This window comes from Rhodococcus mengyinensis, from assembly GCF_048381435.1.
Classification (GTDB): Bacteria; Actinomycetota; Actinomycetes; order Mycobacteriales; family Mycobacteriaceae; genus Rhodococcus_F; species Rhodococcus_F opacus_D.
On the sequence record NZ_JBLWIT010000094.1, the window covers coordinates 1 to 23,870 of the forward strand.

Here is a 23,870-nt window from a genome sequence, read left to right on the forward strand (position 1 = left end):
CCGGACTTCCGCAGCTGATGGGCACACGATTCCGCGAAAAGGCGTGTTGACGTGCGGGGACGCCGCGCGGCCGCGTTGGGGTCGTGTTACTACAGGCCTTGCTTTGGCGGGATCTCGCTTACGCGTCGGTGGGGGCGAAGTCGAAGAACCGGGGCGGTTCGGGCAGCTCGAGCGCGGTAAGGATCTTTCGCTGCCCGGCGGTGACGGCGGAGCGTTGCGCCACCTGGCCGTGGTCGGTGGCGAGGGTGACCAGGTGCATCCGGTCGAGCTCGTGACGGATGCTGCGCCAGGTGTCACCGGTGGCGGTCTCGGCGACCCGGATCAGCAGCAGCGCCAGCCAGCACAACTGGACGTGGGCGCGGATGCGGTCCTCGCGGTGGTGGAAGACCGGCCGCAGCCCGAGCGAGCCCTTCATGTCGCGCCACCCGGCTTCGACGGCGAGCAGCTGCTTGTAGGCGGCGGCCAGGTCCTCCGGGGTGAGGGTGGTGTCGGACGTGCGTAGCAGCCACTTGCCGTCCAGGCCGGCCTCGGTCTTGATCGCCGTGTGGTCGATGCGCAGCAGCCCGGTGTTGGTGCGCCGCAGATACCGTCGCAGTCCCGGCTTGGATTTGAGCGAGCCGACCAGCTCGTCGCGGCGGCGCGATGTCCAGGTGTCGGAACCGTCGATCAGCTCTTCGAGGTGCGCGACGAGGTTCTCCCGTACGGCCGCGTCGCGGTCCGCCTGGTCCGGGTTGTGGCAGACGACGAATCGCCTGGTCCGGGCGCCGCCGTCGCCGTCCCCGTCACCGCCGGGCGCGACGTGCACCTCCTTGACCCGCAGGTTGCCGGCCACGGTGTGGTAGCGGCCCGGCCTGGCGAGCGCGGCGGCGGCCTCGGTGTTGGTGTGGCGCAGCTTCTCGGCGTGGATGTAATGCCCGCCGCCGCGGGTCAAATACGCTCGGTTCGCGGCGGAGGCGAAACCACGGTCGGCGACCCAGACCAACCGGCGCAGGTTCCACCCGTCCAGGTCGTCTTTGACGGTGCGGATGATCGCGGTGTCGGCGGTGTTGCCGGGGAAGGTCCAGCAGCGCACCGGGATCCCGTCGCGGGTGACGGCCATCGCGATCACCACCTGCGGCAGGTCGGTGCGGAAGTCCTTGGAGTGGCCGAACTCCCGCGCCCCGGACTCGGCCGGGTTACCGGCCCCGTCGTCGCTGGGCGGATCGGCCCGCTCCGGGCCCTCGGTCTCGAAGTAGGTGCTCGTCGTATCGACGAAAACGATGTCCAAATCCAGGTTTAACAGGTGCGCAACGGAATTGAACACATCGGCGGCGATCTCCTCGAGGGCGTCGAGGAGGAAGTCCATGCCCCGGTAGGCCTGATCGTCGGACAACGCGGTCATGTGCTCGATGGCGACGCGTTCGGTCACCCAGCCGGTCGCCGCGAGCTTCGAGCCGGGTTCGAGCGCGCGCTGGGCGACGAGGGTGAAGATCACCCGCTCCACCGCGTCGGCGGCGAGCCGCCGCCCCTCGGCGGCGCGGCGGATCGCCGCCGAGATCCCCAGCCGGTCCCAGAGCCGGTCCAGCGTCCACGCCCCGCCGAGGCGCCGGCAGTCGAGGATCTCCACCTCCCCGCCCGCGGTCGACGCCGCGGCGGACTGGTCGGGGGCGAGGAACCGCGAGATCGACGACACCAGCCGGGCCAACCCGTCCCGGTCCACGGTCTCGGCGCGGCCGAAGTTGTGGATCACCTTCGCGGTCGGCGAGCCGGTGTCCGGGTGCCGCTCGTTGTGCGCGAGCTGCAGATACGACACCACCGAGCCGTCCTTGTTCTTCCGCCGCGTCTCCCGCAGGTACATACCTACACAACACCACATCGCATGCGGCTTCACCAGCCGACACGCCGCAAGTCGTGTGCCTACAGATTTTCGCGTTCCAGACACCCTGCACCGCTCTGACCTGCGCCTTCATTCCGCGGCAGGCACGAAAATGCCTACGAACTGCGGAAGTCCGGTCTGAGTCTCACCCGCGCACGGCAGGATAGCCAGGGTGATCCCGACCAGCGTCGTTCCGAACAAAGCGTTTGCCCGCCAGGGCGAGAACCGAAAAGACGAGCAGGCTGAGACCAGCTCCCGTCCCGACGACCGTGCTCGGCGCGGCACCCGTCGACAGGCCGAGAACTAAACCCGCGGTTGCCACTGCGACGAGTAGCGCCCCGAGCGCCGTCAGCGTGGGCTCCCCGAAAATGGAAGCGAGCGGAAAGAAGTGAATGCCGACGCCGAAACCCACCCACACGGCGGTCCACTCGGTAAGTCCGGTCAGAGCCAGGACCACGGCCCCCGCCGCGAGCACCACGATCTCGAGAATGACCACGGTGACATATCGGCGCTTCACGGCGGGATCCGTCATCGCTGAGCTCTCGGCGGGACTGCACACCGCCAACACGATGCCGATCACAACAACGACCAGACCCGCCAAACACCCTGTGTTGAGCATCGCAGTCAACACACCGGAAGTCGGGACGGCCATTGCCCATCCGAACCAGGAGGTTGAGAAGAATCCCACTATCGCAGCGGTGTTACCTCGGGCGCGGCCCGATTGCCTTGCGAATTCCCATAGAGAAGGCATACCCGCCAACCTAGACCCAACGGCCTCGGGCGCGGCGAACTCATCGACTCCCTCGCCCACCACGGTGGCGATCTCAGAACTACCGATCGAGGTGCGCCTTCCTCCCGACTCGCGGCAACGAATCCTGACCGTCAGAATTGCCTTACCGTCCCGGCATTCTAGATCCGTCGGCATCACCCTTCGTCGAATGCGGCGAGGGTGATGATCTGGTCCTGCAGTGCGCGCACCAGCAATGCGGCCTTGTCCGATGCCGGTCGTCCCGCCTGCGTGTACTTACCTCGGATGCGGCTCAGATGAGTGTTCATGGTGCCCAGGCTGATCCCCAGCGTTGTCGCGGCAGCCGCTTTCGACTCACTCTGCACCCAGATTCGCACGACCTCGATTTCGCGTCGGCTCAGGGGCGGGCGAATGTCCACCGGAGACCTCTCTACACTGTCCAATCCCGTCCGATCGTGTTGTCGTCATCGAGTGCATAGGGGTGTCCCCCTGGCCCGCTGCCGGCCCCGTGACCGACCGTTACGATCAGGGTGCCGACCGCGTTGGTGTCAATCGGCGAGCACGGCTTTGAGGAACCCCTTGGTGCGCTCGTGCTGCGGTGTCGTGAAAATTATTGACGGCTCCCCTTCCTCGACGACCCGGCCGGCGTCGAACATCATCACCCGGTTCGAAACATCTCGGGCAAACTGCATCTCGTGTGTGACGATCAGCATCGTGATGTCCGTGGTTCGGGCGACGTCTCGCAGTACGTCGAGAACATCTGCCACCAATTCCGGATCTAGAGCAGATGTGACCTCATCGAGCAACAGTATGTCCGGGTCCATCGCCAGTGCTCGCGCGATCGCGACGCGCTGTTGCTGACCGCCAGAGAGCTGCGTCGGATGCGCCGTCTCCTTGTCCGAGAGCCCGACCATCTCGAGTAACTCGCGTGCGCGTTTGACAGCTGCGGCCTTGTCGAGTCCGAGAACGTGGATAGGCGCCTCGGTGATGTTGTCGATGACGTTCATGTTGGGAAAGAGGTTGAATTGCTGGAAGACCATCCCGATTCGTCGGCGAACCTTCCGCAGGTACTTCTCCGACGCCGGGACGAGTTTGTCCCCTTTCTGCTCGTGTGTGAGCCGCAGACCGTCAACCCAGATGACGCCGTCATCGATCGACTCCAGGGTCATCAGTAAGCGTAGGATCGTCGTTTTCCCGGAACCGCTGGGTCCGATCAGGGTGACACGGTCCCCTCGTTTCACCTCGAAGTTCAACTGATCCAGCACGACATGGTCGCCGTAGCGCTTCACGACGTTCTCGAAGCGGATCATCGGGGTAGGTGTGGTCGATTCATCGGGCAAGACGCTTGTCCAATCTGCGTATGAGCAGCGAAGTGGGATAACTGGCGAGGAGGAAGATCACTCCGGCGAGGGTCAGTGGCTCGAGGTACTGGAAGTTTCTCGCACCGAACTGCTGCGCAGCCGTCACCATTTCCACGACGGTGATCGCGAACAGGAACGGCGTGTCCTTGAACATCGATACCGCGTAGTTGCCGAGTGCAGGAACTACGCGGCGGATGGCTTGCGGCAGGATTATCGCTCGCCAGGTGCGGCTCGGCGCGATCGACAGTGCGCGCGCCGCTTCCCACTGGCCGCGGGGAACCGCCTCGATACCAGCGCGGTAGACCTCAGCCATATACGTCGAGTAGTGAATTCCGAGAACTGCAACACCGATCTGCAGCGGAGACCAGCTCGTGAGGGTGTAGTAGACAAAGAGCAGCTGCACCACGAGCGGTGTGAGTCTGATGAACTCGGCGGCCGCTCGCACGGGCACACTCACCCACCGGGGACCGCTGTGTCGGATCAGCGCAATGACAAGGCCCAGAACCGACGCAATCAGGAATCCGAGCACGGTGGCGAGGAGGGTGATGCGGAAGCCCTCGAGCAGAAGAGGCAGTGCCGCGGAGGCGCGGTCCCAACTCCAGTCGGCATTCATTGTTGCGCAGCCTCCAAGCCTCGCGGATCGGTCGGTGCGAGACTGAAGATTTCACGCAACGACGGACCGGTTCCCAGCCTGTTCTTCGCACGCACCTCGAGGGCGTTCATCAACAGGGTGAGAACGTAGCCGATCACGAAGTAGATGATGAGGCCGACACCGAACGCGAACAGCGTGTTTCCCGTCGTCTGACGGAGCTGTCCGATCTCGAAGGTCAGGTCTTCCAGTAGAATGTAGCTCGCCAGCGCGGTGCCTTTCAGTAGCTGAATCAACAAGTTCGTCAGTGGCGGAATCATTTCCGCCCATGCCTGTGGAAAGACGATCCGTCGAAGCCGCTGCCAGTGGCTGAAATCGAGCGCAGTCGCGGCTTCCCATTGCGGTTGTGGTACCGAATTTATGGCGCCACGAACCACTTCCGCCCCGTAGGCACCGTAGTTGAGTCCGAGCGCCAGAATGCCGCAGAGTAGGGGATCGATGAGGTACCCGAACAGCGGCACAACATAGAACAGCCAAAAGAGCTGCACCAAGAGTGAAGTGCCGCGGAAGAACTCGATGAACGCACGGGAGAACCACCTGATGATCCGATTATGTGCGCGATCGGCTACACCGAGCATCACTGCGGTCAGGAACGCGAGAGCCGCACCACCGGCGGTGAGTTCGAGGGTGATGAGGACGCCTTCTCGGATACTGGGCCAGGCATCCGAGAAGGCGTTGATGTTGTCATTCACGTGGGAGAGCCTGCAGAGTTCTCAGTTGACATTTTGTTCTCAGTTGGCGCCTTCGCACAGCGTGGCCGTGGTCAGGTTCGGGTCCGGCAACTCCTGCTCGGTGAAACCGAACGGGCCGACGATCGACAAATACTTGTCCTTGTCCGACGTGATCTTGGCAAGCTCCTCGTTGTACGCGTCGCGTAGTTCCACATCTTCCGTACGGAAGACGGTGCCACCAGCACCGACCTGCGGAACTCCGTTGATGTTCGCGACGAAGGACTCCGTGACCTCCACGGGAACCTGCGGGTTGTTCTTGGCAAGCCAGTTAAGCGAGATACCGGTCAACGCGAAGACATCAGCACGCCCACTGGCGATCGCATCCATTCCGTCCTGCGGTGACGCTACCTGCATCGCGTCGATACCGAGCGACTGCGCGTAGTCGGATTCGATCGCCCCGGTCATCGCCGCCATCCGGACGCCACTGTCCTTGACCGACTGCATATCCGTCAGGCCTTCCGGGTTCCCCTTCGGCACCATGAGCGCTGTCGTGTAGTTGAATTCAGGCTCGCTGAAGGCCGCCTGCTCGCAACGCTGCGGCAGAATCGACATTCCGGCACTGACGACGTCGAATCGACGTGCCTGTAGCCCCGGGATCAAAGCACCGAAATCTGTGCTGACCCCCTCGACATTGTCGATTCCCAAATTCTTGAAGATTTCCCTGTGAAGCGCCACCGTCGCACCCACCAGCTGCCCGTCCTGCTCGAAGCTGTACGGCGCCTCACCAGCGAAGCCGACGGTCACCGTCCCCTCGTCACGAAGTTGCCCGAGCAGCGAGCCGCCGTTCGTCGAATCGGTCTTCGTGCAACCCGCAACCGACACCGCGGCCACAATCAGGCCGACGAGGACAGCCGCAGGCCGCGCAACTGCCCGCAAGGGCGAAATCATCGAAATCACTGAGGCTTTCCTTTCATCCACGACAGGCGATCCACCCGCTCTTCGCACCGCGAGGCAGCGCGATCAAACACGGATCCGCGTCACCGCACGGTACGCAGCCACACGAACCAGCGCATCCGACCCGCCCATTTCTTTACCTTGTCGTTACTTCAATTTTAGGTTTGCGGCGATGGGCGCAGCGTTAGACTCCCGCACTCCCACTTCACTGGAGCGCCGGCGGCGCCGGTTAGCGGTAAGCAGGTCGCGGGATGCTCTCGCGCAACGCTTCTCCGAGCGGACGGCAGATCGCAGAGGCGGACACACTGCACACGGGACGCTCCGATACGCGCCTGACCTCCTCCCGCCTGCCGACATACCCGCGACCGCTTCACAACAGCAACTATTGCATAGTGCCACAATCGTGACGTTCTACTCATGTTCGCCCTCCGTGGCAGTCCGCGAGGGCGGTGACGAGATTCTCGATGCAGCCGAACAGGACAGGCGCTACGGCAGCATCACGACACGGCACCTGCCGCGCGTAATTTTCCGCGCCTCGCCGAATTCGGCGCGATCCATGCGCGCAATCCAGCGTTCGACTGTCGATGACCACTGGTTGGGCTGGGTGCAGAGACGTGCATCCCTGGCGCCGGGGGGACGGCGACACGGGGATGCTCGGCGGCCAGCGCAGTGTATCGGCCGCGTCGCGACCGTACTACCGGTAACGGCCCGACGTCTACCGACTGCTTGTTGAAGCCAGTAGTGCTCATTGACGAATCCTCGGATCTGGCAGCGGAGGTGTTCACAGGCCTACCGGCGTGTACGACCGTCGACGGTGACGGTCGCCGGAACGGTGATAGAAACGTGGCCCTCGGGACGATCACCGGCCATGTCCGATACCGGTTACGGTCATGGCCGGCGGATACGACAGAACCTCTGTGGGAGGGATGCCTCGAACATTATTGGACCTGAATTAAGTAGCTCGACCGTGCAGTGGTCACGCGACACCAGTCGTTCACGGCCTCCCCACCCCGGGCGCTTCGCGCATAGAGCAATGGTATGCCAGTCGAATCGTTGCCCAGTCGCTCTCTCACGACATCCGAGCGCAGCGTTTCTGACGTCGATCTCCGTGGCGGCTGCCCTGATACCCAATGCTGCGACGCGCCGGATTGGTGGGTGACACGCCCACCCTGGTCTGTCCGAGAACGTATCCTGAGGCGGGCTACGCAAAGAAGTGACCGAATCCGATGACGACCAGCCGAGCGGCCAACGATGGGGATCAGGTCCGTGAAGACCCCAAACTCGGCCTGAACGAAGGAATGACGATCAAGGAGATCGGTTGGGGCCTCGACGTCGACGAACTGTTTCGCCGCCGGGTGCAGGGGCTGACCGACTCCGCGCTGGTGGACAAGGGTTACACACCTCCGGTCGACGCGGTCCTATTGTGGTGCCGGGCGGCGAAAAACCCGAGCCTGCGGCATGCGCTCCGGCAAGCGAAGGCCGCACTGTCGCGGAGCGGATTCGTCTGGCTTCTGACCCCGACACCGGGATCGCCCCGCCGCGTCCATCCCGTCCAGATCGACACAGCCTCGCTTCGCACTGGGTTTCACGTTGAGGCGGGACCCGGAATCGAGATCCACCGGTGGATCGGCACCCGACTTACCCGGCCACCGTCCCCTGATATCGCACTCGTGCGATGCGGCGCCCTACCCAACTGAATGTCGGGCACGGTACTCGTGCGGCGGTCGCTGTCATGCCGGGACAGTGACTGCCAGCGATCGTCGCCGGTAGTCCGATGGCGACTCCACTGACCCGATTTCCCGTTCCGCAGATGGAGGGGAGGCGGAATCGACCGGCTCTGTGAAACCATCGAACGCCGCCTTGATCTAATCTAATCCTTGTCTCCTCGCGTTCGGCCGAATCTCCGTGGCGACCGCTGGAATTATAAGACGGCTTCGGCGGCCTCTCCGTTGTTGCCGCACCGGTCTCGCGTTCGCCATCGACTTTCGCCTGCGCAGCCGGCCACAGCGCCCTGATGCGTTTTCAGCTCAACCGACTTGGCGGGCGACTGCGATCTTCGTGCCCAGGCATGTTTCGCCGCCGAAACATGCGCGAGGAAAACCTCGGCGACCCCACCGGCCTCACGAGGCTTCGCACGCCCTGACAACCCCGATAATGACCTTCCCCAGCAACTATTGCCTACTGCAATCAGGATGGCCGAAGGCCAGCACGATGGCCGATAGGCCGCCCTCTCCCGGATCCGAACCGGGAATCGGCCGGCCGGTGGCGCCCATCGACTGATGGCGATCATCGTCGCCTCGGTCGCGGTGCCGCGCTCGACAACACGCGCCGAGCCGACACCCAGGAACTCTCGATACTCACCGACCAACGTGTACCCGGATATCCAGCCTGTCGGCACCACAGCGGAATTCTGCCATCAACAGTCCCCACCGGCCGGTTCGAGGGAAAGCCCCTCGGTTCCCGTTGAATAGAACGCAGTCAGGCGCTTGCGTGTGTCAACATAAGGACCGCCAAGGGCGCTTCGATTCCGGCCTCGTCGAAGGCAGCCAGCGCGGCGCTGGTGAGGCGGCGCTGGACCGCCCATTGCCGTCCCGGCCGGGTGCGGGTGGTCAAACGCAATACCACCGACTGCGCTGTGACGGTGTTGACGCCGAGCATCTCCGGCGGCTCGAGCACATCCTCGGCGATATCCGCTTCGTCGACTGCCGCTTCGGCGGCGGACAATGCCACCTGCAACGCCCGGTGCACGTTTGCGGTGTGCGCGATCGGCAGATCGATTACCGCGACCGCGTGTCCCTGACTCATGTTGCCCACCCGCTGAATCTCCCCGTGACGGCAGAACCACAGGGTGCCGTTGATGTCGCGGACGGTCGTCACCCGCAGGCCGACGGTCTCGACCGTGCCAACTGCGTCCCCGACATCGACGACGTCCCCGACACCGTACTGGTCCTCGAGCAGCATGAAAACGCCGGTCAGGAAGTCACGCACAAGGTTCTGCGCGCCGAACCCGAGCGCGACACCGATCACGCCGGCAGAGGCGATCAGCGGTGCCACGTTCACCCCGACCACCGCCAAAATCTGCAGCACAGCCCACGTCAAGGTTGCGATCGACACCCCGGATTTGAAGACCGATCCCATGGTGCGTGCGCGTTGCGCCCGCCGCGCGTTCAGTATCGAGTTGGAGGCGCCATAGGGATCGCGCGCTTTCAGAGGGCGCAGCAACGCCGACGCGCCGACTCGAGCCCGCCGGGTCATCCGATCGATCAGCCGGTGCAAGCCGTACCGCAGCAGCAGCGCCAACACCACGTACACGGCGATCTCGATCGGGCGGTGCACGAGCCAGTCCCGCGAGATCACGGTCAGGTCCAGGGCATGAAGCTCAGTATTCATCCCCTCGCAGTGTACGGAGAGACGGAGCCATTCAAACACCTTGGCGTCGCAGGGCGATCGCAACACCACTGATCGAAGGATGTTGCACGTGGCCCACCATTCTCACCGGCCGGTTCCGGAGACCTTTCGGACGTTGGGCGTGACTGGCCGCGAGTTACTCACAAACGCGGCCGAGGCGAGGTGGACGGCTCGTATCGCAAACAGGGCGTCCGGTGGCTTTCGGCATGTAGTGGGGTGGGCTCCAAGCGTGGTCGCAATCCTCAAAGACCGGTGTGCGCAAAAAGGCACTCCTGTCCGGCGATGTTGTCGCAGCTGTTCAGGTCCAGGCGTCGCCGGAGTCTCAGGGGCGGACGCCGGCGGCGCCGGTCGCTGAGGGGGTGACCAAGCCGACGTCGACGACCGGGTTTATTCGCGAAAGGGCAACTCGAGGTGATCGCGACTGTGACAGCGCCACTGTCGCAGACTTCACCGACGTCGAGGCGTTCATCCGGGTTGCGCTGCTGCGCTTCCTGACGCAAGGGCGCGAGCAAACACTCAACGGCACCGATGTTTCGCCGGAATGGGACGCCATCCTGGGTACATCGGGGGCTGTCTCAGCGGGTGTTCACAACGGGCGCGATCACCACGGCCCGGAAGACGCTCACCCCTCCGGAGTCGGCCGGGCCCGACAGCCGGGGGGCATCCTGTTGTCGCCGACTACTGGAGGCGATCGGGCGCTACCCGTGGGCGACCGAAAGGGACATGAATCCGGCGCTGAGTCCGTCGATGACACGATTTGCCGGGGCCGCGCGCCCTCGTCGTCATAGGCGGGCCGCCGGATCACACCGTTCGGGTAGGTCCACGACGGGATCATTGTGCATTCTCAATTGACTACGGTCGGCTCCCGGCTCATCTGACTTCCGGTCAACGACATTGTCACCGGTATCGACGTCGTTGCCCAACACGGACTGGCCACGCCAACGATCGAGTGTCCTCGGAATGGCACGGCGGCTGTTGCCGCTGAAGGTGCCTGCCCCCGGAAACGCCCTGTCGGCGTTTCCTATTCAGTCGGCGTCGCGCGAATCACCAAGTCCGGCGACGGCGCGAGATCGTGACGGCGCTCGCCGGGCAGGTATTTGACGACCGCGCCGATCTCGCGGCGACGGTGGTCGGTGACCTCGCCGACCACCGCGCGCCCGCGGGTGGTGAGTTCGATCGAGACCCCTCGACGTGAGGTCTTGGTCGGTTCCCGGCTGAGCAGGCCGGCTTGGACCAGACGCTCGACCATCCTGGTAGCGGTGGGCAGTCGCAACGCGAGGTAATGAGCCAGCGCGGCCGCGCTCAGCGGGCCGCGGGTGTCGAGCACGACGAGAACCCGGAACTCGGCGGTCGTGATCGTCTCGTCGACGGCGGCGATCGAGCGTGCGGAGAGTGTCACCAACAGCCGTGACGCGGCCGGGTCCGCGTCGGTGATCGCGTCCGTGTTCTCCTGCCCGGTCGGGTGGGAGGTGTCGTGCACGAACTGCTCCTTGTCGTCACCCCGGCGATGGCCTCCCCACAGCAACTATTGCATACTGCAATAATGATGTCGGAGGCAGCACGGTGGCCGTCAGGTCGTTCGATCCCGGTTCCGGGCCGGGAGACCGTCGGTCGGTGGCTGCGGGAGAGCCCGACCGCGCTGGTCCCGCTGGCCCTGGTGATCGGCGCCGGGACCGGTGTTGCCGCGGTCGTCTTCCGGTGGCTGATCACCACGTTCACCCGAATGTTCACCGGTGTGGACGATTACTCCGACGCCGGGCATGCCGCCAACCCGCATTTTCCGGCGCTGGGGATGTGGTTCGTGCTGGTGGTGCCGGTGATCGCCGGTGCGATCTACGGGCCCCTGGTGTACCGGTTCGCGCCGGAGGCACGCGGGCACGGGGTTCCGGAGGTGATGTACGCCGTCGCGGAACGAGAGGGCCGCATCGCCCCACAGGTCAGTGTGGTCAAAGCGTTGGCGTCCGCACTGTGCATCGGGGGTGGCGGATCGGTGGGCCGGGAGGGGCCGATCGTGCAGATCGGTGCCGCCCTCGGGTCCACGTTCGGCCGGATCACCCGTTTGTCCGGGTCGCGGGTGCGGGTGATGGTGGCCTGCGGGGCGGCCGGCGGGATCTCGGCGACGTTCAACGCGCCGCTGGCGGGCCCGTTCTTCGCGATGGAGTTGATCTTGCGGGACTTCGCCGCGGAATCCTTCGGCGCGGTGGTGCTCTCGAGTGTGATGGCGTCCATCGTGGGCCGGGCGATCATGGGCAACGAGGCGTTCCTGTCGCTGCCGTTGTTCTCGGTGCACAGCCCGCTCGAGTATCTGCTGTTCATCGCGCTCGGGGTGATCGTCGGCGCGGTGGGGGTGTGCTTTTCGAAGGTGTTGTACTTGATCGAGGATGTCTGCGACTGGGCGTGGCGTGGGCCGGAATGGTTGCGGCCCGCAGTGGGCGGGTTGTTGATCGGCGCCCTGCTGCTGGTGCTGCCGCAAATGTACGGGGTCGGGTACCCGGTGCTCGAAAATGCCGTCGAGGGCAAGTACGTGCTCGCGTTCCTGCTGGTGTTGTTGGTCGGGAAGATGATCGCGACCAGCCTGACGATCGGGATCGGCGGCTCGGGTGGGGTGTTCGCCCCGACGCTGTTCATCGGCGCCATGGCGGGGACCGCGTTCGGTGACGTCGCGAATGTGCTCGCACCCGGGATCAGTTCCCCCGCGGGGGCGTACGGGTTGGTCGGGATGGGCGCCGCGCTCGCCGGCGCGACCCGGGCACCGATCACCGCGGTGATCATCCTGTTCGAGCTCACCGGGGAGTATTCGATCATTCTGCCGCTGATGGCGGCGGTGGCCATGGCGGCGGGCCTGAGCCACCTGATCTCGAGGGACACCATCTACACCCGCAAACTCCTGCGCCGCGGCGTCGACATCGAAAAACCCCAGACCCCGGCAGTGTTCGCCGGCATGACGGTGCGCGATCTCGCCCAGCCACTTCCCGATCCCCTGACCGAGACCACCGCCCTCGCCGAGGCGGCGCACGCGTTGTCGTTGTCCGAGCACGGGATCCTGCCGGTTGTCGCCGCAGACGGCACCTACCACGGCTGTGTGACCGCGCGGGCGGTGGCCGAAACCCTCGGCGACCCGGACGCCACCGAGACCGTGGTCGTGCAGTTGGCGCGCCTGACCGCGGCCGTGACCGAGGACTCCACCCTCACCGAGGCCCTGCGCGCTTTATCGGAGTCCCCCGGCACGGGTCTGCCGGTCCTGGACACGAACCGCAGCCGGCTGACCGGATGGATCACGCACGAGAGCGTCCTCGCCGCTCTCGAACCTCGACTCGGCGGTCCTCCCTCGACGGACCCGCCCCGGTGACGCCCGCCCCAGCCCCGACCTGGGGTGCGGTGATGACCGCCTGGACCGTCACCCCGCTCGCGACGGTGTCGATGGTCGCCGCGACCCTCGCGTACCTGATCCTGGTGCGCAGGCTGGCCCGGCGCGGGCAGCGGTGGCACCGAGGGGCCCTGGCCAGTTGGCTGCTCGCGATGATGGTGTTGGTGATCGCCCTCAACAGCGGTATGGCCGTCTACGCGGGCAGCCTGTTCTGGGTACACATGCTGGTGCATCTGCTCCTGATCATGGTGGTCCCCGTCCTATTGGTCGGTGCCGCACCGATCCGGTTGCTCCACGACGCCTCGAGCTCGCGCGGTCGGGTCGTCGTCGACCGGATCGTGACGAGCGCACCCTCGCGCATCCTCACCACACCCGTGTTCACCGTGCCCCTGTACACGACGGTGATCGTGCTGACCCACCTCACCGGATTCCAGCAGGCCATGGCCACCCATATGTGGATCCACGACACCGAACTCGCGCTCTACCTGCTCGCCGGATACCTGCTGCTGCTGCCCCTGATCGGCGACGAACTCACCGCCCGGCCGCTGCCGCACCTGCTGAGGTGGGCGGTGCTGGCGCTGTGCATGGGCCCCGACACCTTCGTCGGGATCACCCTGATGATGACCGACTACCCACTCGCACCCGCCTACGCCGGCATGCGGCCGGACTGGGGACCGACCGCACTCACCGACCAGAAGACGGCCGGCGCGATCATGTGGTTCGGCGGCGACGGACTGATGATGACGCTGATGGTGCTCATCACCCGCCAATGGATCGCCACCGGCCGCGGCGGCCTCGGCCGGTGGCTCGAAGGAATACGACGACAGGCCACACTCGGCGACACCGAACGCACCAGCGTCGATGTCGACGACGATCAGGCCGCGCTCGACGCCTACAACGCCCGACTCGCCGCCCTGCACGAGCACGACCGCCGCTCCCGCCGCTCCTATTCGGTCACGGCCCGGGACGAGTCGCCGTGACCACCTCCGCACGTCGACCGCCGAAAGGATCCACCATGAGCCGAGACAAGACCACGAGGCGGACGCTGGACTTCGCCGCCCACGATCGGCGGCGCACCACACTGATCCGGGTCGCGTCGACCGCCGTACTCGTCATCTTCGCGATCGTGATCGGAGTCCTGATCCTCACCCACACCGACGCCGACAACCCGGCGGCCGCGCCTGCGGCAGTCACCGAGTCCGGTGCCATCCGGCTCCCGGCCGACACCGCGCCGACGGTGGGCGTGCGTGAGCAGCCACGACACGTGCTCACCATCTACGAAGACTTCCAGTGCCCGATCTGCAAGAAATTCGAAAGCACCTTCGGCGGGGCGATCGACGCACTGCGCAACGCCGGGACCGTCGCCGTCCACTACCACCCCATCGCCATCCTCGATCGGTCCTCGTCCACCCACTACTCGACCCGCGCCGCGAACGCCTCCCTGTGCGTCGCCGACGAGTCCACCGCCACCTGGCAGAAGTTCCACACCGCACTCTTCGAGCACCAACCCCCCGAGGGCGGCGCCGGTCTGAACGACCGGACATTGATCGACATCGCCCGAGGAGCCGGCGCATCCGAGGCGATCGGAGACTGTATCACCGCAGACACATTCTCCGACTGGATCACCGCGTCGACGAATGATGTCCTCGCCGGCGGGGTGTCGGCGACCCCGACCGTCGAACTCGACGGCCACCCAATCGATCTGACCACGCCGGACGCCCTCACCGCTGCGGTGGCGGCAGCGGTGAAATGACCGCCACCGCACCGATCGGGCTGGCCCGGCCCGCGGCCGCCGCCGTCCTGGCCGGCGGGAGCATCGGCCTCATCGCAGCGCTCGCCCTCACAGTCGAAAGATACAAACTCCTCACCGACCCGCAGTACATACCGTCGTGCAGCCTCAACCCGGTGATCTCGTGCGGATCGGTGATGACCACCCCGCAAGCGGCAGTACTCGGGTTCCCGAACCCGATACTCGGACTGGCGGCGTTCCCGGTGGTCGTCGTCACAGGCGTGCTCACCGTGGCCGCCATCCGGCTGCCCCGGTGGTACTGGTACGGACTGGCCGCGGGGATCGTCGCAGGCACCGCCTTCGTGCACTGGCTGATCTTCGAGAGCCTCTACCGCATCGGCGCGCTCTGCCCGTACTGCATGGCCGTCTGGGTGGTCGTCGTGCCACTCTCGGTCATCGCGGTCACCGCTGCCCTGCAGTCACCCCGCCCCGGCCCGGTCCGTCGATTCCTGCACACCTGGCGCTGGACGATCGTCACCTTCTGGTACACCGCCCTGGTGCTGGTCATCCTCGACCGCTTCTGGAATTACTGGTCCACCCTCTGGTAGCCGTTGTTCCGAACGCCGGGTCGACACAACAGAGGAATCCCGCGGCTGGCGTGCCCCTGCCCCCACACCACGACGGTGTGGTCCACAGTGGCATCGACCCCACAATCCGATGCCCGCTCCCTCGAGGCGATCAAGGTCGAGCCGCGCAGGTAGTGAAGGCCTTCCCACATCGCTGCCAGTTCCACGGACGGGTAGCCGCCTCGCCCGGTCGGGACTTCTCGGCGTGTAAACAATCGTTTACAATAGTGAACATGCGATCACCATCGGATGATCGGACCGCGCGAGCGAGGATCCGGGACGAGGCACTGACACTCTTCGCTGCCCACGGACCCGACGCGGTGACCGTCCGCGACATAGCCGCGGCAGCCGGCGTCTCCCCCGCCCTGGTCCTGCGGCACTACGGGTCCAAGGACGGGTTGCGTGAGGCCGTCGACGAACACGTCGCCCGAACCTTCGAAGCGATGCTGGAGCAGGTCTCGAATCCGGCCGAGACCGGCCCCTTCGATGCGGCGGCGTTGCCGGCGATGACCCACGCTGTGATCGATCTCCTCCCCGCCGACTCGGCGATCCCCGGCTATCTCGGGCGGATGCTACTGACCGGCGGGCCGAAAGGATCGGGCCTGTTCGGAAGGTTGCACGCGGCGAGTCGAGACACCCTTGCCCGGATGGCCGATGCCGGACACGCCGATCCCGGCGCGGACCCGGACGTGCGGGCGGCCTTCTTGTTGGCCAACGATCTCGCGGTATTGCTCCTGCGCCCACGCCTGCAGGAGATTCTCGGCGTCGATCCCCTGTCGAGCGCCGGGATGCGGCGCTGGGGCGCCGAGGCGCTGTCGATTTACCGAAATGGATTGGGGGGAAACGCTACCCGAATCTGACTGCATCCGCTCACCGTTCCTCGCCACCTGAATCGAGGCCTGCCATGTCCAAGACCCTCACCGTGACACACGTCATCTCCCGCACGATCGCCGAAGGGGGAGCCCGGTTGTTGCGTTCGCGCCGACTGATGCGCGCCCCGATCTGGCTCTACCGGGCACACCTCGGGTTCGTATTCGGGTCGCGGATGCTGATGCTCGAACACATCGGACGCACAACCGGCGCCAGACGCTACGTCGTACTCGAGGTCTTCGACCATCCCGCACCGGACACCTATGTGGTGGTCTCGGGGTTCGGCGCCCGCGCCCAGTGGTTTCGCAACGTACAGGCCCACCCCGACGTGCGCGTCTACCTCGGCGGCCACGCACCGGCACACGCCACAGCGCGTCGACTCACCCCGGCCGAGGCCGACACCGCCCTGGCGGCCTATACGAGGCGTCACCCTCGCGCCTGGGACACGTTCAAACCCGTCATCGAGAACACCCTCGGGGCTGCGATCGGTGACCAGGACACCGAGTTGCCCATGATCGGGCTCCGCCTCGCCTCCGTTCCGAGGTGACCGCCTGTCGCCGTGTGGCTCAGTGCACGTCGAGCCGGTCGAACGCCAGCACGGTGGCCGCGAAGAGTGCCAGTGCGACAACGAGCAGGATGACGGCCGAGGACAGGCGCAGCCCGTTCTCGAGTTGCCCGTCACCGACGGCGTAGTAGAACAGCGACGCGTACCGCGCCGGCCTGATCCAGTCCACTACGGGCGCAAGGGAACTGATCAGATAGGAGGCGGCGGCGACGGCGGAGGAAATCCCCAACGCCAGCCCGCGGCTTCCGGTCAGCGCCCCGATCAGCATGGCGAGGGCGCCGAACCCGATCCCCAGCAACAGCACCCCGATCGTGATCCCCGTCAGATGTCCCAGGTCGACGGTCAGTTCGAAACCCCGGCCCAGGGCCACGAACACCGCGGTAATCACCGCGACCGGCATCCCGGTCAGGCAGAGGGCACCGAACTTCTGGGTCACGATCCGGCGCCGCGCCAGCGGCAGCGTGGCGATCACCCCGAGTGTGCCGTCCTCGTCCTGGCCTGCCAGGCACGCCGCCCCGTATCCGACGGCGGCCAGCAGCACCAACAACGGGACGAAGTTGGCGTACAGGTTCGCGTTCAGCCAGCCGGCGGAGCTGGTCAGATCACCACTGGCCCCGAACAGGGCGGCCATGGTGGAATTGCCCTGGGTGAACTCGTTCAGCCCGGCATCGTCCTTGAACGTCGGATACAGGGCGACGACGAACGTGTATACCGCCATTCCGGCCGCGTAGCCGATCATCGAACGCCGCCGCAGCCGCAGGTCCAGGCGGGCCACTTCAGTGAACATCGGTAACCTCCCGACCTGCGCCCGTGCGATAGAAGGTCAAGAACAGCTCGTCGAGGTCGGCGCCCCGGACGGTCATGTCCACCGGATCGAGGCCGGCGGCGACCCGCAGCAGCGGTGCGATCCGCCCCGCCACCGCGAGGGTCACCGCGCCGTGTCCACGGGAGACGACCTCGACCTGATCGAGATCGTCGAGTGCGGTGGTGTCGACGTCGCGGTCGAAGCGCAGCTCGACCGTGCGCGGCGCGCTGGCCCGCAGATGCTCGACGGTGTCGGTGACCACCAGCCGCCCGTCCTTGATGATCGCCACCCGGTCGACGAGCCGCTGCACCTCGTCGAGCTCGTGGGACGACAAGAACACCGTCCGCCCCTCGGCGACGGTTTCCCGGACCAGACCGATGAATTCCTGCTGCAGCAGCGGATCCAGCCCGGATGCCGGCTCGTCCAGGATCAACAACTCCGGGCGATGCATGAACGCCAGCACCAGGCCGATCTTCTGCCGGTTCCCCTTCGACAGGGTGTGCACCGGGGTGTCGAGTTCGGCACCGAAACGGTCGGCGAGCTCGTCCCGGTAGGACAGGTCCGACAGGCCCCGGACCCGGGCGGCGGCCTCGAGGTGCCGGCGCCCGGTCAGCGGCGGATACAGAGCGAACTCGCCCGGCAGGTACCCCACCCGCTCGTGGATGCGCACACTCTCCCGCCGGGGATCGTGCCCGAACACCCGCACGGTACCGGCGTCGGCCCGGTACAAGCCGAGCAGCAACCGGATCGTGGTCGACTTGCCCGCCCCGTTGGGACCGAGGAACCCGAACACCTCCCCGGTGGTGATCCGGAAGTCCAGATCGATCACGCCCCGCCGGGATCCGAAACTGCGGGTCAGGCCCGCGACGTCGACAACCGATGTCATGATCGCTCCTCCTCCGGCGCGAGGACGAACACTCCCCGCGAGTAGGTGTCCATCAGGGTCTGCGACCAGCGCCGAAGTCCGGTCGGCCTGATCGGGTCGACGCCGAGCACCGCCTGCACCTGATCGCGCAGCAGGATCACCGCGAGATCGTTGACCAGCAAGAACGCTGCCCGCACCGCAGGGTCGGCGGCCGGGCGCGCGACACCGGCCGCCTCGAGCCCGGACAGCGAATCGACGGTGGCGTCGAACAGCGCCCGGAACAACTCGTGCGCGGTTGGTCCCCCGTCGATCAGCAGCCGGCGCAGGTACCCGGGCAGCTGCGGGTCGGTGTCGAGCATCTCCGCCATGGCGGTGGCCAACGACGACGGCGACGCCCCGCTCTCGGCGCCGCGGCCGAACTCGGCGAGCAACTCGATCATGGTGGTGCTCACCCGGGCGTCGACGGCCGCCTTGAGTCCGTCCTTCGACTTGAAGTGGTGCATCACCAACGAGGACGACACCCCAGCGGCGGCGGCGACGTCCCGGATACTCACCCCGGCGACTCCGCGGTCGGCGAACAACCCCAGCGCGGCCTCGCGGATGGTGGCCGACGCCCGCAAATCACCTGAACGCATGTGCTAATTATGGAACACTTGTGCAGCCGGGGCAATGTGCCCGTGCGGCACATGCGATCACTGTTTGTGAAAACGGTGGATTACTCGCGAGAGGACCCGTTGCCCCCGTTCACATCCCGGCGGCGAACCCGGCGAGCTACGTACTGAATTCGTCCATCTCCGGGTCCCATTCGCGGACACGGACCGCCGCGACGAGGTTCGCGTGGGCGAAGGGATCGTGCGTGAACAGGCGGGTGACGGTCTCGGCGTCGGCGGCGTCGACGACGAACCGGGCACCGTGCCCGTCGGCGAACGGATGCGATGACAGCACCACCTTGCGGCGGACCAGTTCGGCGAGCCACCCATGATGATCGGTGCGGTGATCGTCTCGACCGGACGAGGTCTCGGGACTGTAGGTGTACTCGACAACGAAAAGAGGCATACCCTCCTCGCTCTCTCAGGGAGATCGCCGATCCCGACAGGTCTGCGACTGCTCCCCCTCCCTCCCCATTATCCGCGCTTCGTGATCCGCACCGGGCACCGAAACCTACCTTCGGCGTGATGAACCGCGGCTGGTTCGGGGAGCCCTGCTCGGGACCACACCGCACTTGGCTCGGCGCGTCGCCCCTGCCCTCGATCGACCGGATGGCAGCGATCGGATCACCACCATGTGGCCAGCGAGGGGGCCGGCCCGCCCGGCGATCCTCACGGACCGAACTTCGCAGCAGTGAGCGGGAATTGTTCGCCCCGTCATCGTTTGCCACAGCCCCGTCACCGTGGGCCACAGCCCCGTAATCCCGATCTCCTACCTTGGCCACCAATCGCCACGAGAGCTCGTGTGCACACCGTTCGACGTCGACGAAGTCGGAACGACGACAGCACGGCTTCGCAGACCGAAAGGAAATTCTTGATGACCACAACCGCAGAGACCGGCGCACACACTCCGGCACCGGACTTCGAGTATCGGAGACGAGGACGGTGGCTCGACCACTGGCAACCCGAGGACGAACACTTCTGGACGGCGGGCGGCAAAAAGACCGCCTGGAAGAACCTGCTGTTCTCGGTGTTCTCCGAGCACCTGGGCTTCAACGTGTGGGTGATCTGGACCATCGTCGTCACCAACATAGGCAATGCCGGGTTCGCGTTCATGCAGGGCCCGCAGGCGCTGAACAACGCGTTGCTGCTGACCTCCGCCCCGGTGCTGGTCGGGGCAGCGCTGCGGGTGCCCTACACCTTCGCGATCCCGAAGTTCGGGGGCCGCGCCTTCACCGCATTCAGCGCCTCCATGCTGCTGATTCCGTGCCTCGGATTGGCCGTGTTCATCAACCGCCCCGACACACCGATGAGCGTGTTCCTGATCCTGGCCGCGCTGGCTGGGTTCGGCGGCGGCAACTTCTCCTCCTCGATGGCGAACATCTCGTTCTTCTTCCCCGAAGGCAAGAAGGGCACCGCACTCGGCATCAACGCCGCCGGCGGTAATCTCGGCGTCGCCGTGACCCAACTCGCGGTGCCGCTGGTGATCGCGCTGGGCACGACAATCGTGGCCACCTCGCCGGAAGGCTACCGGCTGGGCCTGACACTGGCCGCGCTGATGTGGGTGCCGTTCATCCTGATCGCAACGGCCGGGGCGCTGCTGTTCATGGACAGCATCACCAGCGCCAAACCCGACGGGCAGTCCTACAAACTGGCGATGACCAACAAACACAACTGGGTGATGGCGTTCCTCTACATCGGCACGTTCGGGTCGTTCATCGGGTTCTCGTTCGCCTTCCCGACCCTGATCAAGGCCAACTTCCCCGAACTCAAGGACGTCGGGATCCTGGTGGCACTGGGCAACCTCGCGTTCCTCGGCGCCCTGGTGGGCTCGTTCACCCGACCGTTCGGCGGCTGGCTCGCCGACCGGATGGGCGGCGCGAAGATCACCTTCACCGTGTTCGTCAGCCAGGCCGCGGGCATCGCCCTGATCATGGCCGCCCTCGAGCTGCACAACTTCCCGCTGTACCTGATCGCGTTCCTGGCCCTGTTCATCCTCACCGGCATCGGTAACGGCTCCACCTACCGAATGATCCCGATGATCTTCAGCGCCGAATCCCAGAAAAGGGCCGCCGACACCGGGCAGGACCCCGAGCAGGCCAAGGCGTCGGCGAAGCGACAGGCCGGCGCGGCGCTCGGTGTGGTCGGCGCCGTCGGCGCCTTCGGCGGATTCCTGCTGCAGCAGGCCCTGCGGCTGTCCAACATCCACTACGGCAGCATGGCGCCCGCGTTCTGGGCCTACGCCGCACTGTTCCTGGTGATGGGCGCGGTGACCTGGTGGTTCTACCTGCGCACGGAGTTCGCGGTGCAGCGGATGCCGTCACTGGCCCACGCCAACGTATAGGCCGGCCGACACCGGTTTCACGCCAGTCGGTTTCGACACGTGGCTCGTCGGGCGGNGGTCGAGATGCCGCACGCATCTCGACCGCCCGGGGCACACTGTGTGACCGACCTCCCCGCACAGACTCCCAGCCGTGGCCCACCCGCCGGTATCGGGTGCGGCGTGGTCGGCGGATCGGAGCGGACAACACTGCGCCGTGACACGAGGTCGGGCCGGACTCCGATTTCACGGCCCCGATCTGATCCTCCCCTCCCCTGCCGTTCCGGGCGAGGCGGCCGCGTCATGATCCGCCCACCACGATTGCGTAGGTGACGAACACCGGCCCCGGTGAATCGATCACTTGCAGACACCACCGGGTGCAATCAGGAATTGTTCACCGCCGACCAACTGTCGGCATGCGGACGGGCAGGGACCCCGGCGACCGAGGGGCCTGCGGCGCCGAGTTCGGCGCGGAGGGCTTGGACCTGCCGGGACAGTTCGACAACCTGCTGCCGGGTGGCGGCCTGGTTCATCTCGTCCTGCTCGGCCACCTTCTGCACCAGCCAGGATGCCAGCGTCGCGGTGACGACACCGAGCAAGGCGATCCCGGCCACCATCAACCCCACAGCGATCAGGCGGCCGGCAGGGGTGACGGGCGAGAGGTCACCGTATCCGACGGTGGTCACCGTCGCGACCGCCCACCAGAGGGCATCGGGGAATGTGGTGATCGTCGCCTCGGGGGCGGCGCGTTCGGCGTCGAGCATCGCCAACGCGGCGACGGCAATCAACAGAGCGGTACCGGTGATCGCGTAGGTGACCACACGCCCGCGCAACGCGCCGCCGACCGAGCGCTGCAGGAAACTGACCACCGTCAGCAGGCGAAGCAGGCGCAGTGGCCGGAGAATCGGCAGTACCACGATGGCGAGTTCATGCAGATGGTAAACGAACCACCGGCCACGCCGCTCGGCCAACGTCAACCGTGCCAGATAGTCGATGATGAACAGCACCCAGATCGCCTGGACGGCGTGTTCGGCCAACGTGGCGGAGGTCCTCTCCGGCTGCGCCAGCACCGTCCAACCGTAGATCCCCAAAAAGCCCAATGCTGCACCGGCCAATGGCCACTCCGTCATTCGTTCCCATTGCGCATACGTCATAGCCGCAAGATACGGACTGTCACTGTGCGGCGACACCGCCGGTGGTGGTACCCGCCCGGAGTTGCTGATCACCCACAAGACGACGGGCTCAAGCGGAATACCGGGGTCGCGGTGGATCCGTCCGGCACCGTCTGGCTCGCCAACAACTGGCTCGAGATTCCCCTCCAGACCAGCCCGGGCGCGTACGAAAATCGTCGCAAACGCCGGGAGCGCGGCACCTTTGCAGTCCACGGCACCCGCACAGTGGTACCGGGAACGCCGGCCACGACCGCGCAGCCTATCGTGAAATACAGGACGATCGGGAGGAGACCACACACCGCGATGATCCCGAAGAAGACCGATGCAAGATACTCTTCGTGGCTGCGTCCAATCGCACGAAACTTGCGAGCCCCACAGGTCGTGGGTTCGTTCGGTGGGCGCACGTCATTGCGCACCTCTGTTCTGAGACCGCGCCCCGGTGGGGGCGTCCACGTTGCGCGCCCCCGGACAGGAGCCTTGGGGTCAGCGCACCGTCCAGGCGCCGACCCCTGGCAGGAGCGTGATCGGCGCACCCGCGACGCCAACTGCGGTAACGGTGGCGACGAGCACACCCGGCCCCGTGAACACCATCGCTCTGCTGTGGCCCGGACCCGACCGCAGATCCGCGCTGCCCGAAGCTCCCGTCGAGACGTTGCGCCAATGGACCACGCACGCACACCGACCTCCGGTACCGAGGAAGCGCGTGATGCCCGGCGAATCGGTATCGGTTCTGACCATGACGTGCCCGCTGGCCACGGGGCCTGTGAGACCGACGACCGGTCCCGGGAGCACGGTGTCGATCGGTGCTGCCGCGGCGGTGGGCGCCCCGGACAGCAGCAGAACTCCGGGGATCGTCAGCGCAGCGGCGAGCGTGGCTCCGCACCGGCGCGGGGTGAACCATCTACGTCGCATAAGAGTCCTTCCGACTGGCCTGCAGTGTCGTTCCGGGTCCGGGTCCGGGTGCGGGTCCGGAGGTGGCGGGGCTCGTCCCCCACGTCGACCCCGGTGCGGGATCTCCACGAGGTTGTGGGGTGCAGCGTAGCAGCGCGTCGCCCACCCTGGTTCACGAGGACCACTCCCGCCTCGATCCGGAATGATTGCGGTACAGGACAATCAACGTGCATCGACTTGCGGGACCCAGGCCGAGGCGAGCCCGCATCCGGTGCGCATGCTCAGATTCGCGCAGCGGATGTGTGTACGAATTGCCGGATTCGCAGTAGGGTACCGAGGGTCGGCCGGACGAGGCCGACCGCCGTGC

The 23,870-nt window shown here is 66.0% G+C and carries 23 protein-coding genes and 1 pseudogene; 8 read left to right on the forward strand and 16 right to left on the reverse strand.

From position 1 onward, the window contains the following. Positions 1 to 118: 118 nt before the first annotated feature. From ACNJ7E_RS18000 to ehuB, 8 genes and pseudogenes are all read right to left on the reverse strand, one after another. Positions 119 to 1,837, reverse strand: coding sequence for an IS1634 family transposase (locus tag ACNJ7E_RS18000; RefSeq protein ID WP_418340312.1), 1,719 nt, complete (start codon positions 1,835 to 1,837; stop codon positions 119 to 121). 163 nt (positions 1,838 to 2,000) lie between these two features. After that, complete coding sequence (locus ACNJ7E_RS18005) at positions 2,001 to 2,507, reverse strand: hypothetical protein (protein ID WP_418340593.1); 507 nt, start codon at positions 2,505 to 2,507, stop codon at positions 2,001 to 2,003. Positions 2,508 to 2,779: 272 nt separating this feature from the next. Further along, positions 2,780 to 2,911, reverse strand: a complete 132-nt coding sequence (locus tag ACNJ7E_RS18010) for a hypothetical protein (RefSeq protein ID WP_414478881.1) — start codon at positions 2,909 to 2,911, stop codon at positions 2,780 to 2,782. Positions 2,912 to 2,938: 27 nt separating this feature from the next. Continuing rightward, positions 2,939 to 3,022, reverse strand: a pseudogene (locus ACNJ7E_RS18015) (LuxR family transcriptional regulator); the annotation flags it as partial. A 129-nt stretch (positions 3,023 to 3,151) separates the two neighbouring features. Next, positions 3,152 to 3,913 carry an ectoine/hydroxyectoine ABC transporter ATP-binding protein EhuA gene (ehuA, locus tag ACNJ7E_RS18020; RefSeq protein WP_418340594.1) on the reverse strand — a complete coding sequence of 254 codons (762 nt, stop codon included), beginning with the start codon at positions 3,911 to 3,913 and terminating at the stop codon, positions 3,152 to 3,154. 19 nt (positions 3,914 to 3,932) lie between these two features. Next, positions 3,933 to 4,577, reverse strand: a complete 645-nt coding sequence (ehuD, locus tag ACNJ7E_RS18025; RefSeq protein ID WP_065491346.1) for an ectoine/hydroxyectoine ABC transporter permease subunit EhuD — start codon at positions 4,575 to 4,577, stop codon at positions 3,933 to 3,935. Further along, on the reverse strand, positions 4,574 to 5,305 hold the full coding sequence (ehuC, locus tag ACNJ7E_RS18030) for an ectoine/hydroxyectoine ABC transporter permease subunit EhuC (RefSeq protein ID WP_418340595.1): 732 nt from the start codon (positions 5,303 to 5,305) through the stop codon (positions 4,574 to 4,576). The genes ehuD and ehuC overlap by 4 nt, the downstream gene beginning before the upstream one ends. A 39-nt stretch (positions 5,306 to 5,344) precedes the next feature. Next, the gene (ehuB, locus tag ACNJ7E_RS18035) at positions 5,345 to 6,232 is read right to left on the reverse strand and encodes an ectoine/hydroxyectoine ABC transporter substrate-binding protein EhuB (protein ID WP_418340646.1); all 888 of its coding nucleotides are present in this window, start codon (positions 6,230 to 6,232) and stop codon (positions 5,345 to 5,347) included. Between the two features lie 1,232 nt (positions 6,233 to 7,464). Here ehuB and ACNJ7E_RS18040 point away from each other — a divergent pair. Beyond that, positions 7,465 to 7,935, forward strand: a complete 471-nt coding sequence (locus tag ACNJ7E_RS18040; protein WP_418340596.1) for a DUF3052 family protein — start codon at positions 7,465 to 7,467, stop codon at positions 7,933 to 7,935. A gap of 781 nt (positions 7,936 to 8,716) precedes the next feature. Here the strand turns inward: ACNJ7E_RS18040 and ACNJ7E_RS18045 are convergent. Next, positions 8,717 to 9,628: a mechanosensitive ion channel family protein gene (locus ACNJ7E_RS18045; protein ID WP_418340647.1), complete on the reverse strand. Its 912-nt coding sequence runs from the start codon at positions 9,626 to 9,628 to the stop codon at positions 8,717 to 8,719. Positions 9,629 to 10,667: 1,039 nt separating this feature from the next. Continuing rightward, positions 10,668 to 11,126 carry a MarR family winged helix-turn-helix transcriptional regulator gene (locus ACNJ7E_RS18050; RefSeq protein ID WP_418340597.1) on the reverse strand — a complete coding sequence of 153 codons (459 nt, stop codon included), beginning with the start codon at positions 11,124 to 11,126 and terminating at the stop codon, positions 10,668 to 10,670. A 63-nt stretch (positions 11,127 to 11,189) separates the two neighbouring features. Between ACNJ7E_RS18050 and ACNJ7E_RS18055 the strand changes: the two genes are divergently transcribed. The 6 genes from ACNJ7E_RS18055 (at position 11,190) to ACNJ7E_RS18080 (ending at position 16,785) form a co-directional block, all read left to right on the forward strand. Then, positions 11,190 to 12,995, forward strand: a complete 1,806-nt coding sequence (locus tag ACNJ7E_RS18055) for a chloride channel protein (RefSeq protein WP_418340598.1) — start codon at positions 11,190 to 11,192, stop codon at positions 12,993 to 12,995. Between the two features lie 32 nt (positions 12,996 to 13,027). Then, positions 13,028 to 13,993: a cytochrome c oxidase assembly protein gene (locus ACNJ7E_RS18060; RefSeq protein ID WP_418340599.1), complete on the forward strand. Its 966-nt coding sequence runs from the start codon at positions 13,028 to 13,030 to the stop codon at positions 13,991 to 13,993. Between the two features lie 35 nt (positions 13,994 to 14,028). Next, a complete protein-coding gene (locus ACNJ7E_RS18065) occupies positions 14,029 to 14,766 on the forward strand; it encodes a DsbA family protein (protein ID WP_418340600.1) in 738 nt (245 codons plus the stop codon). Beyond that, entirely contained in the window at positions 14,763 to 15,350 is a 588-nt protein-coding gene (locus ACNJ7E_RS18070) for a vitamin K epoxide reductase family protein (RefSeq protein WP_418340601.1), read from the forward strand. Before ACNJ7E_RS18065 ends, ACNJ7E_RS18070 begins: the two co-directional genes overlap by 4 nt. A gap of 251 nt (positions 15,351 to 15,601) precedes the next feature. Continuing rightward, entirely contained in the window at positions 15,602 to 16,228 is a 627-nt protein-coding gene (locus tag ACNJ7E_RS18075; protein WP_418340602.1) for a TetR/AcrR family transcriptional regulator, read from the forward strand. A 44-nt stretch (positions 16,229 to 16,272) separates the two neighbouring features. Continuing rightward, a complete protein-coding gene (locus tag ACNJ7E_RS18080; RefSeq protein WP_418340603.1) occupies positions 16,273 to 16,785 on the forward strand; it encodes a nitroreductase family deazaflavin-dependent oxidoreductase in 513 nt (170 codons plus the stop codon). A gap of 19 nt (positions 16,786 to 16,804) precedes the next feature. On the opposite strand, the gene ACNJ7E_RS18085 is transcribed toward ACNJ7E_RS18080, so the two are convergent. From ACNJ7E_RS18085 to ACNJ7E_RS18100, 4 genes are all read right to left on the reverse strand, one after another. Next, positions 16,805 to 17,590 (reverse strand): ABC transporter permease, encoded by a 786-nt coding sequence (locus ACNJ7E_RS18085; protein WP_418340604.1) that lies wholly within the window; start codon positions 17,588 to 17,590, stop codon positions 16,805 to 16,807. Beyond that, complete coding sequence (locus tag ACNJ7E_RS18090; RefSeq protein ID WP_418340605.1) at positions 17,580 to 18,494, reverse strand: ABC transporter ATP-binding protein; 915 nt, start codon at positions 18,492 to 18,494, stop codon at positions 17,580 to 17,582. The genes ACNJ7E_RS18085 and ACNJ7E_RS18090 overlap by 11 nt, the downstream gene beginning before the upstream one ends. Further along, positions 18,491 to 19,108 carry a TetR/AcrR family transcriptional regulator gene (locus tag ACNJ7E_RS18095; protein WP_418340606.1) on the reverse strand — a complete coding sequence of 206 codons (618 nt, stop codon included), beginning with the start codon at positions 19,106 to 19,108 and terminating at the stop codon, positions 18,491 to 18,493. The genes ACNJ7E_RS18090 and ACNJ7E_RS18095 overlap by 4 nt, the downstream gene beginning before the upstream one ends. A 136-nt stretch (positions 19,109 to 19,244) precedes the next feature. Continuing rightward, positions 19,245 to 19,529, reverse strand: a complete 285-nt coding sequence (locus ACNJ7E_RS18100; RefSeq protein WP_065491358.1) for a YciI family protein — start codon at positions 19,527 to 19,529, stop codon at positions 19,245 to 19,247. Between the two features lie 468 nt (positions 19,530 to 19,997). Here ACNJ7E_RS18100 and ACNJ7E_RS18105 point away from each other — a divergent pair, with 468 nt between their 5' ends. After that, a complete protein-coding gene (locus ACNJ7E_RS18105) occupies positions 19,998 to 21,464 on the forward strand; it encodes an MFS transporter (RefSeq protein WP_418340607.1) in 1,467 nt (488 codons plus the stop codon). 359 nt (positions 21,465 to 21,823) lie between these two features. On the opposite strand, the gene ACNJ7E_RS18110 is transcribed toward ACNJ7E_RS18105, so the two are convergent. Together ACNJ7E_RS18110 and ACNJ7E_RS18115 are read right to left on the reverse strand one after the other, a co-directional pair. After that, on the reverse strand, positions 21,824 to 22,594 hold the full coding sequence (locus ACNJ7E_RS18110) for an ion channel (RefSeq protein ID WP_418340608.1): 771 nt from the start codon (positions 22,592 to 22,594) through the stop codon (positions 21,824 to 21,826). Between the two features lie 501 nt (positions 22,595 to 23,095). Continuing rightward, complete coding sequence (locus ACNJ7E_RS18115; protein ID WP_418340609.1) at positions 23,096 to 23,524, reverse strand: hypothetical protein; 429 nt, start codon at positions 23,522 to 23,524, stop codon at positions 23,096 to 23,098. Between the last annotated feature and the right edge of the window lie 346 nt (positions 23,525 to 23,870).

Excerpts from the sequence above, each read along its gene's own strand:
- ACNJ7E_RS18085 (WP_418340604.1), bottom strand. The coding sequence starts at position 17,590 with ATGTTCACTGAAGTGGCCCGCCTGGACCTGCGGCTGCGGCGGCGTTCG.
- ACNJ7E_RS18060 (WP_418340599.1), top strand. The coding sequence starts at position 13,028 with ATGACCGCCTGGACCGTCACCCCGCTCGCGACGGTGTCGATGGTCGCC.
- ehuB (WP_418340646.1), bottom strand. The coding sequence starts at position 6,232 with ATGATTTCGCCCTTGCGGGCAGTTGCGCGGCCTGCGGCTGTCCTCGTC.
- ACNJ7E_RS18110 (WP_418340608.1), bottom strand. The coding sequence starts at position 22,594 with ATGACGTATGCGCAATGGGAACGAATGACGGAGTGGCCATTGGCCGGT.
- ehuD (WP_065491346.1), bottom strand. The coding sequence starts at position 4,577 with ATGAATGCCGACTGGAGTTGGGACCGCGCCTCCGCGGCACTGCCTCTT.
- ACNJ7E_RS18100 (WP_065491358.1), bottom strand. The coding sequence starts at position 19,529 with ATGCCTCTTTTCGTTGTCGAGTACACCTACAGTCCCGAGACCTCGTCC.
- ACNJ7E_RS18080 (WP_418340603.1), top strand. The coding sequence starts at position 16,273 with ATGTCCAAGACCCTCACCGTGACACACGTCATCTCCCGCACGATCGCC.
- ACNJ7E_RS18005 (WP_418340593.1), bottom strand. The coding sequence starts at position 2,507 with ATGGCCGTCCCGACTTCCGGTGTGTTGACTGCGATGCTCAACACAGGG.
- ehuA (WP_418340594.1), bottom strand. The coding sequence starts at position 3,913 with ATGATCCGCTTCGAGAACGTCGTGAAGCGCTACGGCGACCATGTCGTG.
- ACNJ7E_RS18105 (WP_418340607.1), top strand. The coding sequence starts at position 19,998 with ATGACCACAACCGCAGAGACCGGCGCACACACTCCGGCACCGGACTTC.
- ACNJ7E_RS18065 (WP_418340600.1), top strand. The coding sequence starts at position 14,029 with ATGAGCCGAGACAAGACCACGAGGCGGACGCTGGACTTCGCCGCCCAC.
- ACNJ7E_RS18040 (WP_418340596.1), top strand. The coding sequence starts at position 7,465 with ATGACGACCAGCCGAGCGGCCAACGATGGGGATCAGGTCCGTGAAGAC.
- ACNJ7E_RS18095 (WP_418340606.1), bottom strand. The coding sequence starts at position 19,108 with ATGCGTTCAGGTGATTTGCGGGCGTCGGCCACCATCCGCGAGGCCGCG.
- ACNJ7E_RS18055 (WP_418340598.1), top strand. The coding sequence starts at position 11,190 with ATGATGTCGGAGGCAGCACGGTGGCCGTCAGGTCGTTCGATCCCGGTT.
- ACNJ7E_RS18010 (WP_414478881.1), bottom strand. The coding sequence starts at position 2,911 with ATGAACACTCATCTGAGCCGCATCCGAGGTAAGTACACGCAGGCGGGA.
- ACNJ7E_RS18070 (WP_418340601.1), top strand. The coding sequence starts at position 14,763 with ATGACCGCCACCGCACCGATCGGGCTGGCCCGGCCCGCGGCCGCCGCC.
- ACNJ7E_RS18075 (WP_418340602.1), top strand. The coding sequence starts at position 15,602 with ATGCGATCACCATCGGATGATCGGACCGCGCGAGCGAGGATCCGGGAC.
- ACNJ7E_RS18115 (WP_418340609.1), bottom strand. The coding sequence starts at position 23,524 with ATGCGACGTAGATGGTTCACCCCGCGCCGGTGCGGAGCCACGCTCGCC.
- ACNJ7E_RS18090 (WP_418340605.1), bottom strand. The coding sequence starts at position 18,494 with ATGACATCGGTTGTCGACGTCGCGGGCCTGACCCGCAGTTTCGGATCC.
- ACNJ7E_RS18000 (WP_418340312.1), bottom strand. The coding sequence starts at position 1,837 with ATGTACCTGCGGGAGACGCGGCGGAAGAACAAGGACGGCTCGGTGGTG.
- ACNJ7E_RS18045 (WP_418340647.1), bottom strand. The coding sequence starts at position 9,628 with ATGAATACTGAGCTTCATGCCCTGGACCTGACCGTGATCTCGCGGGAC.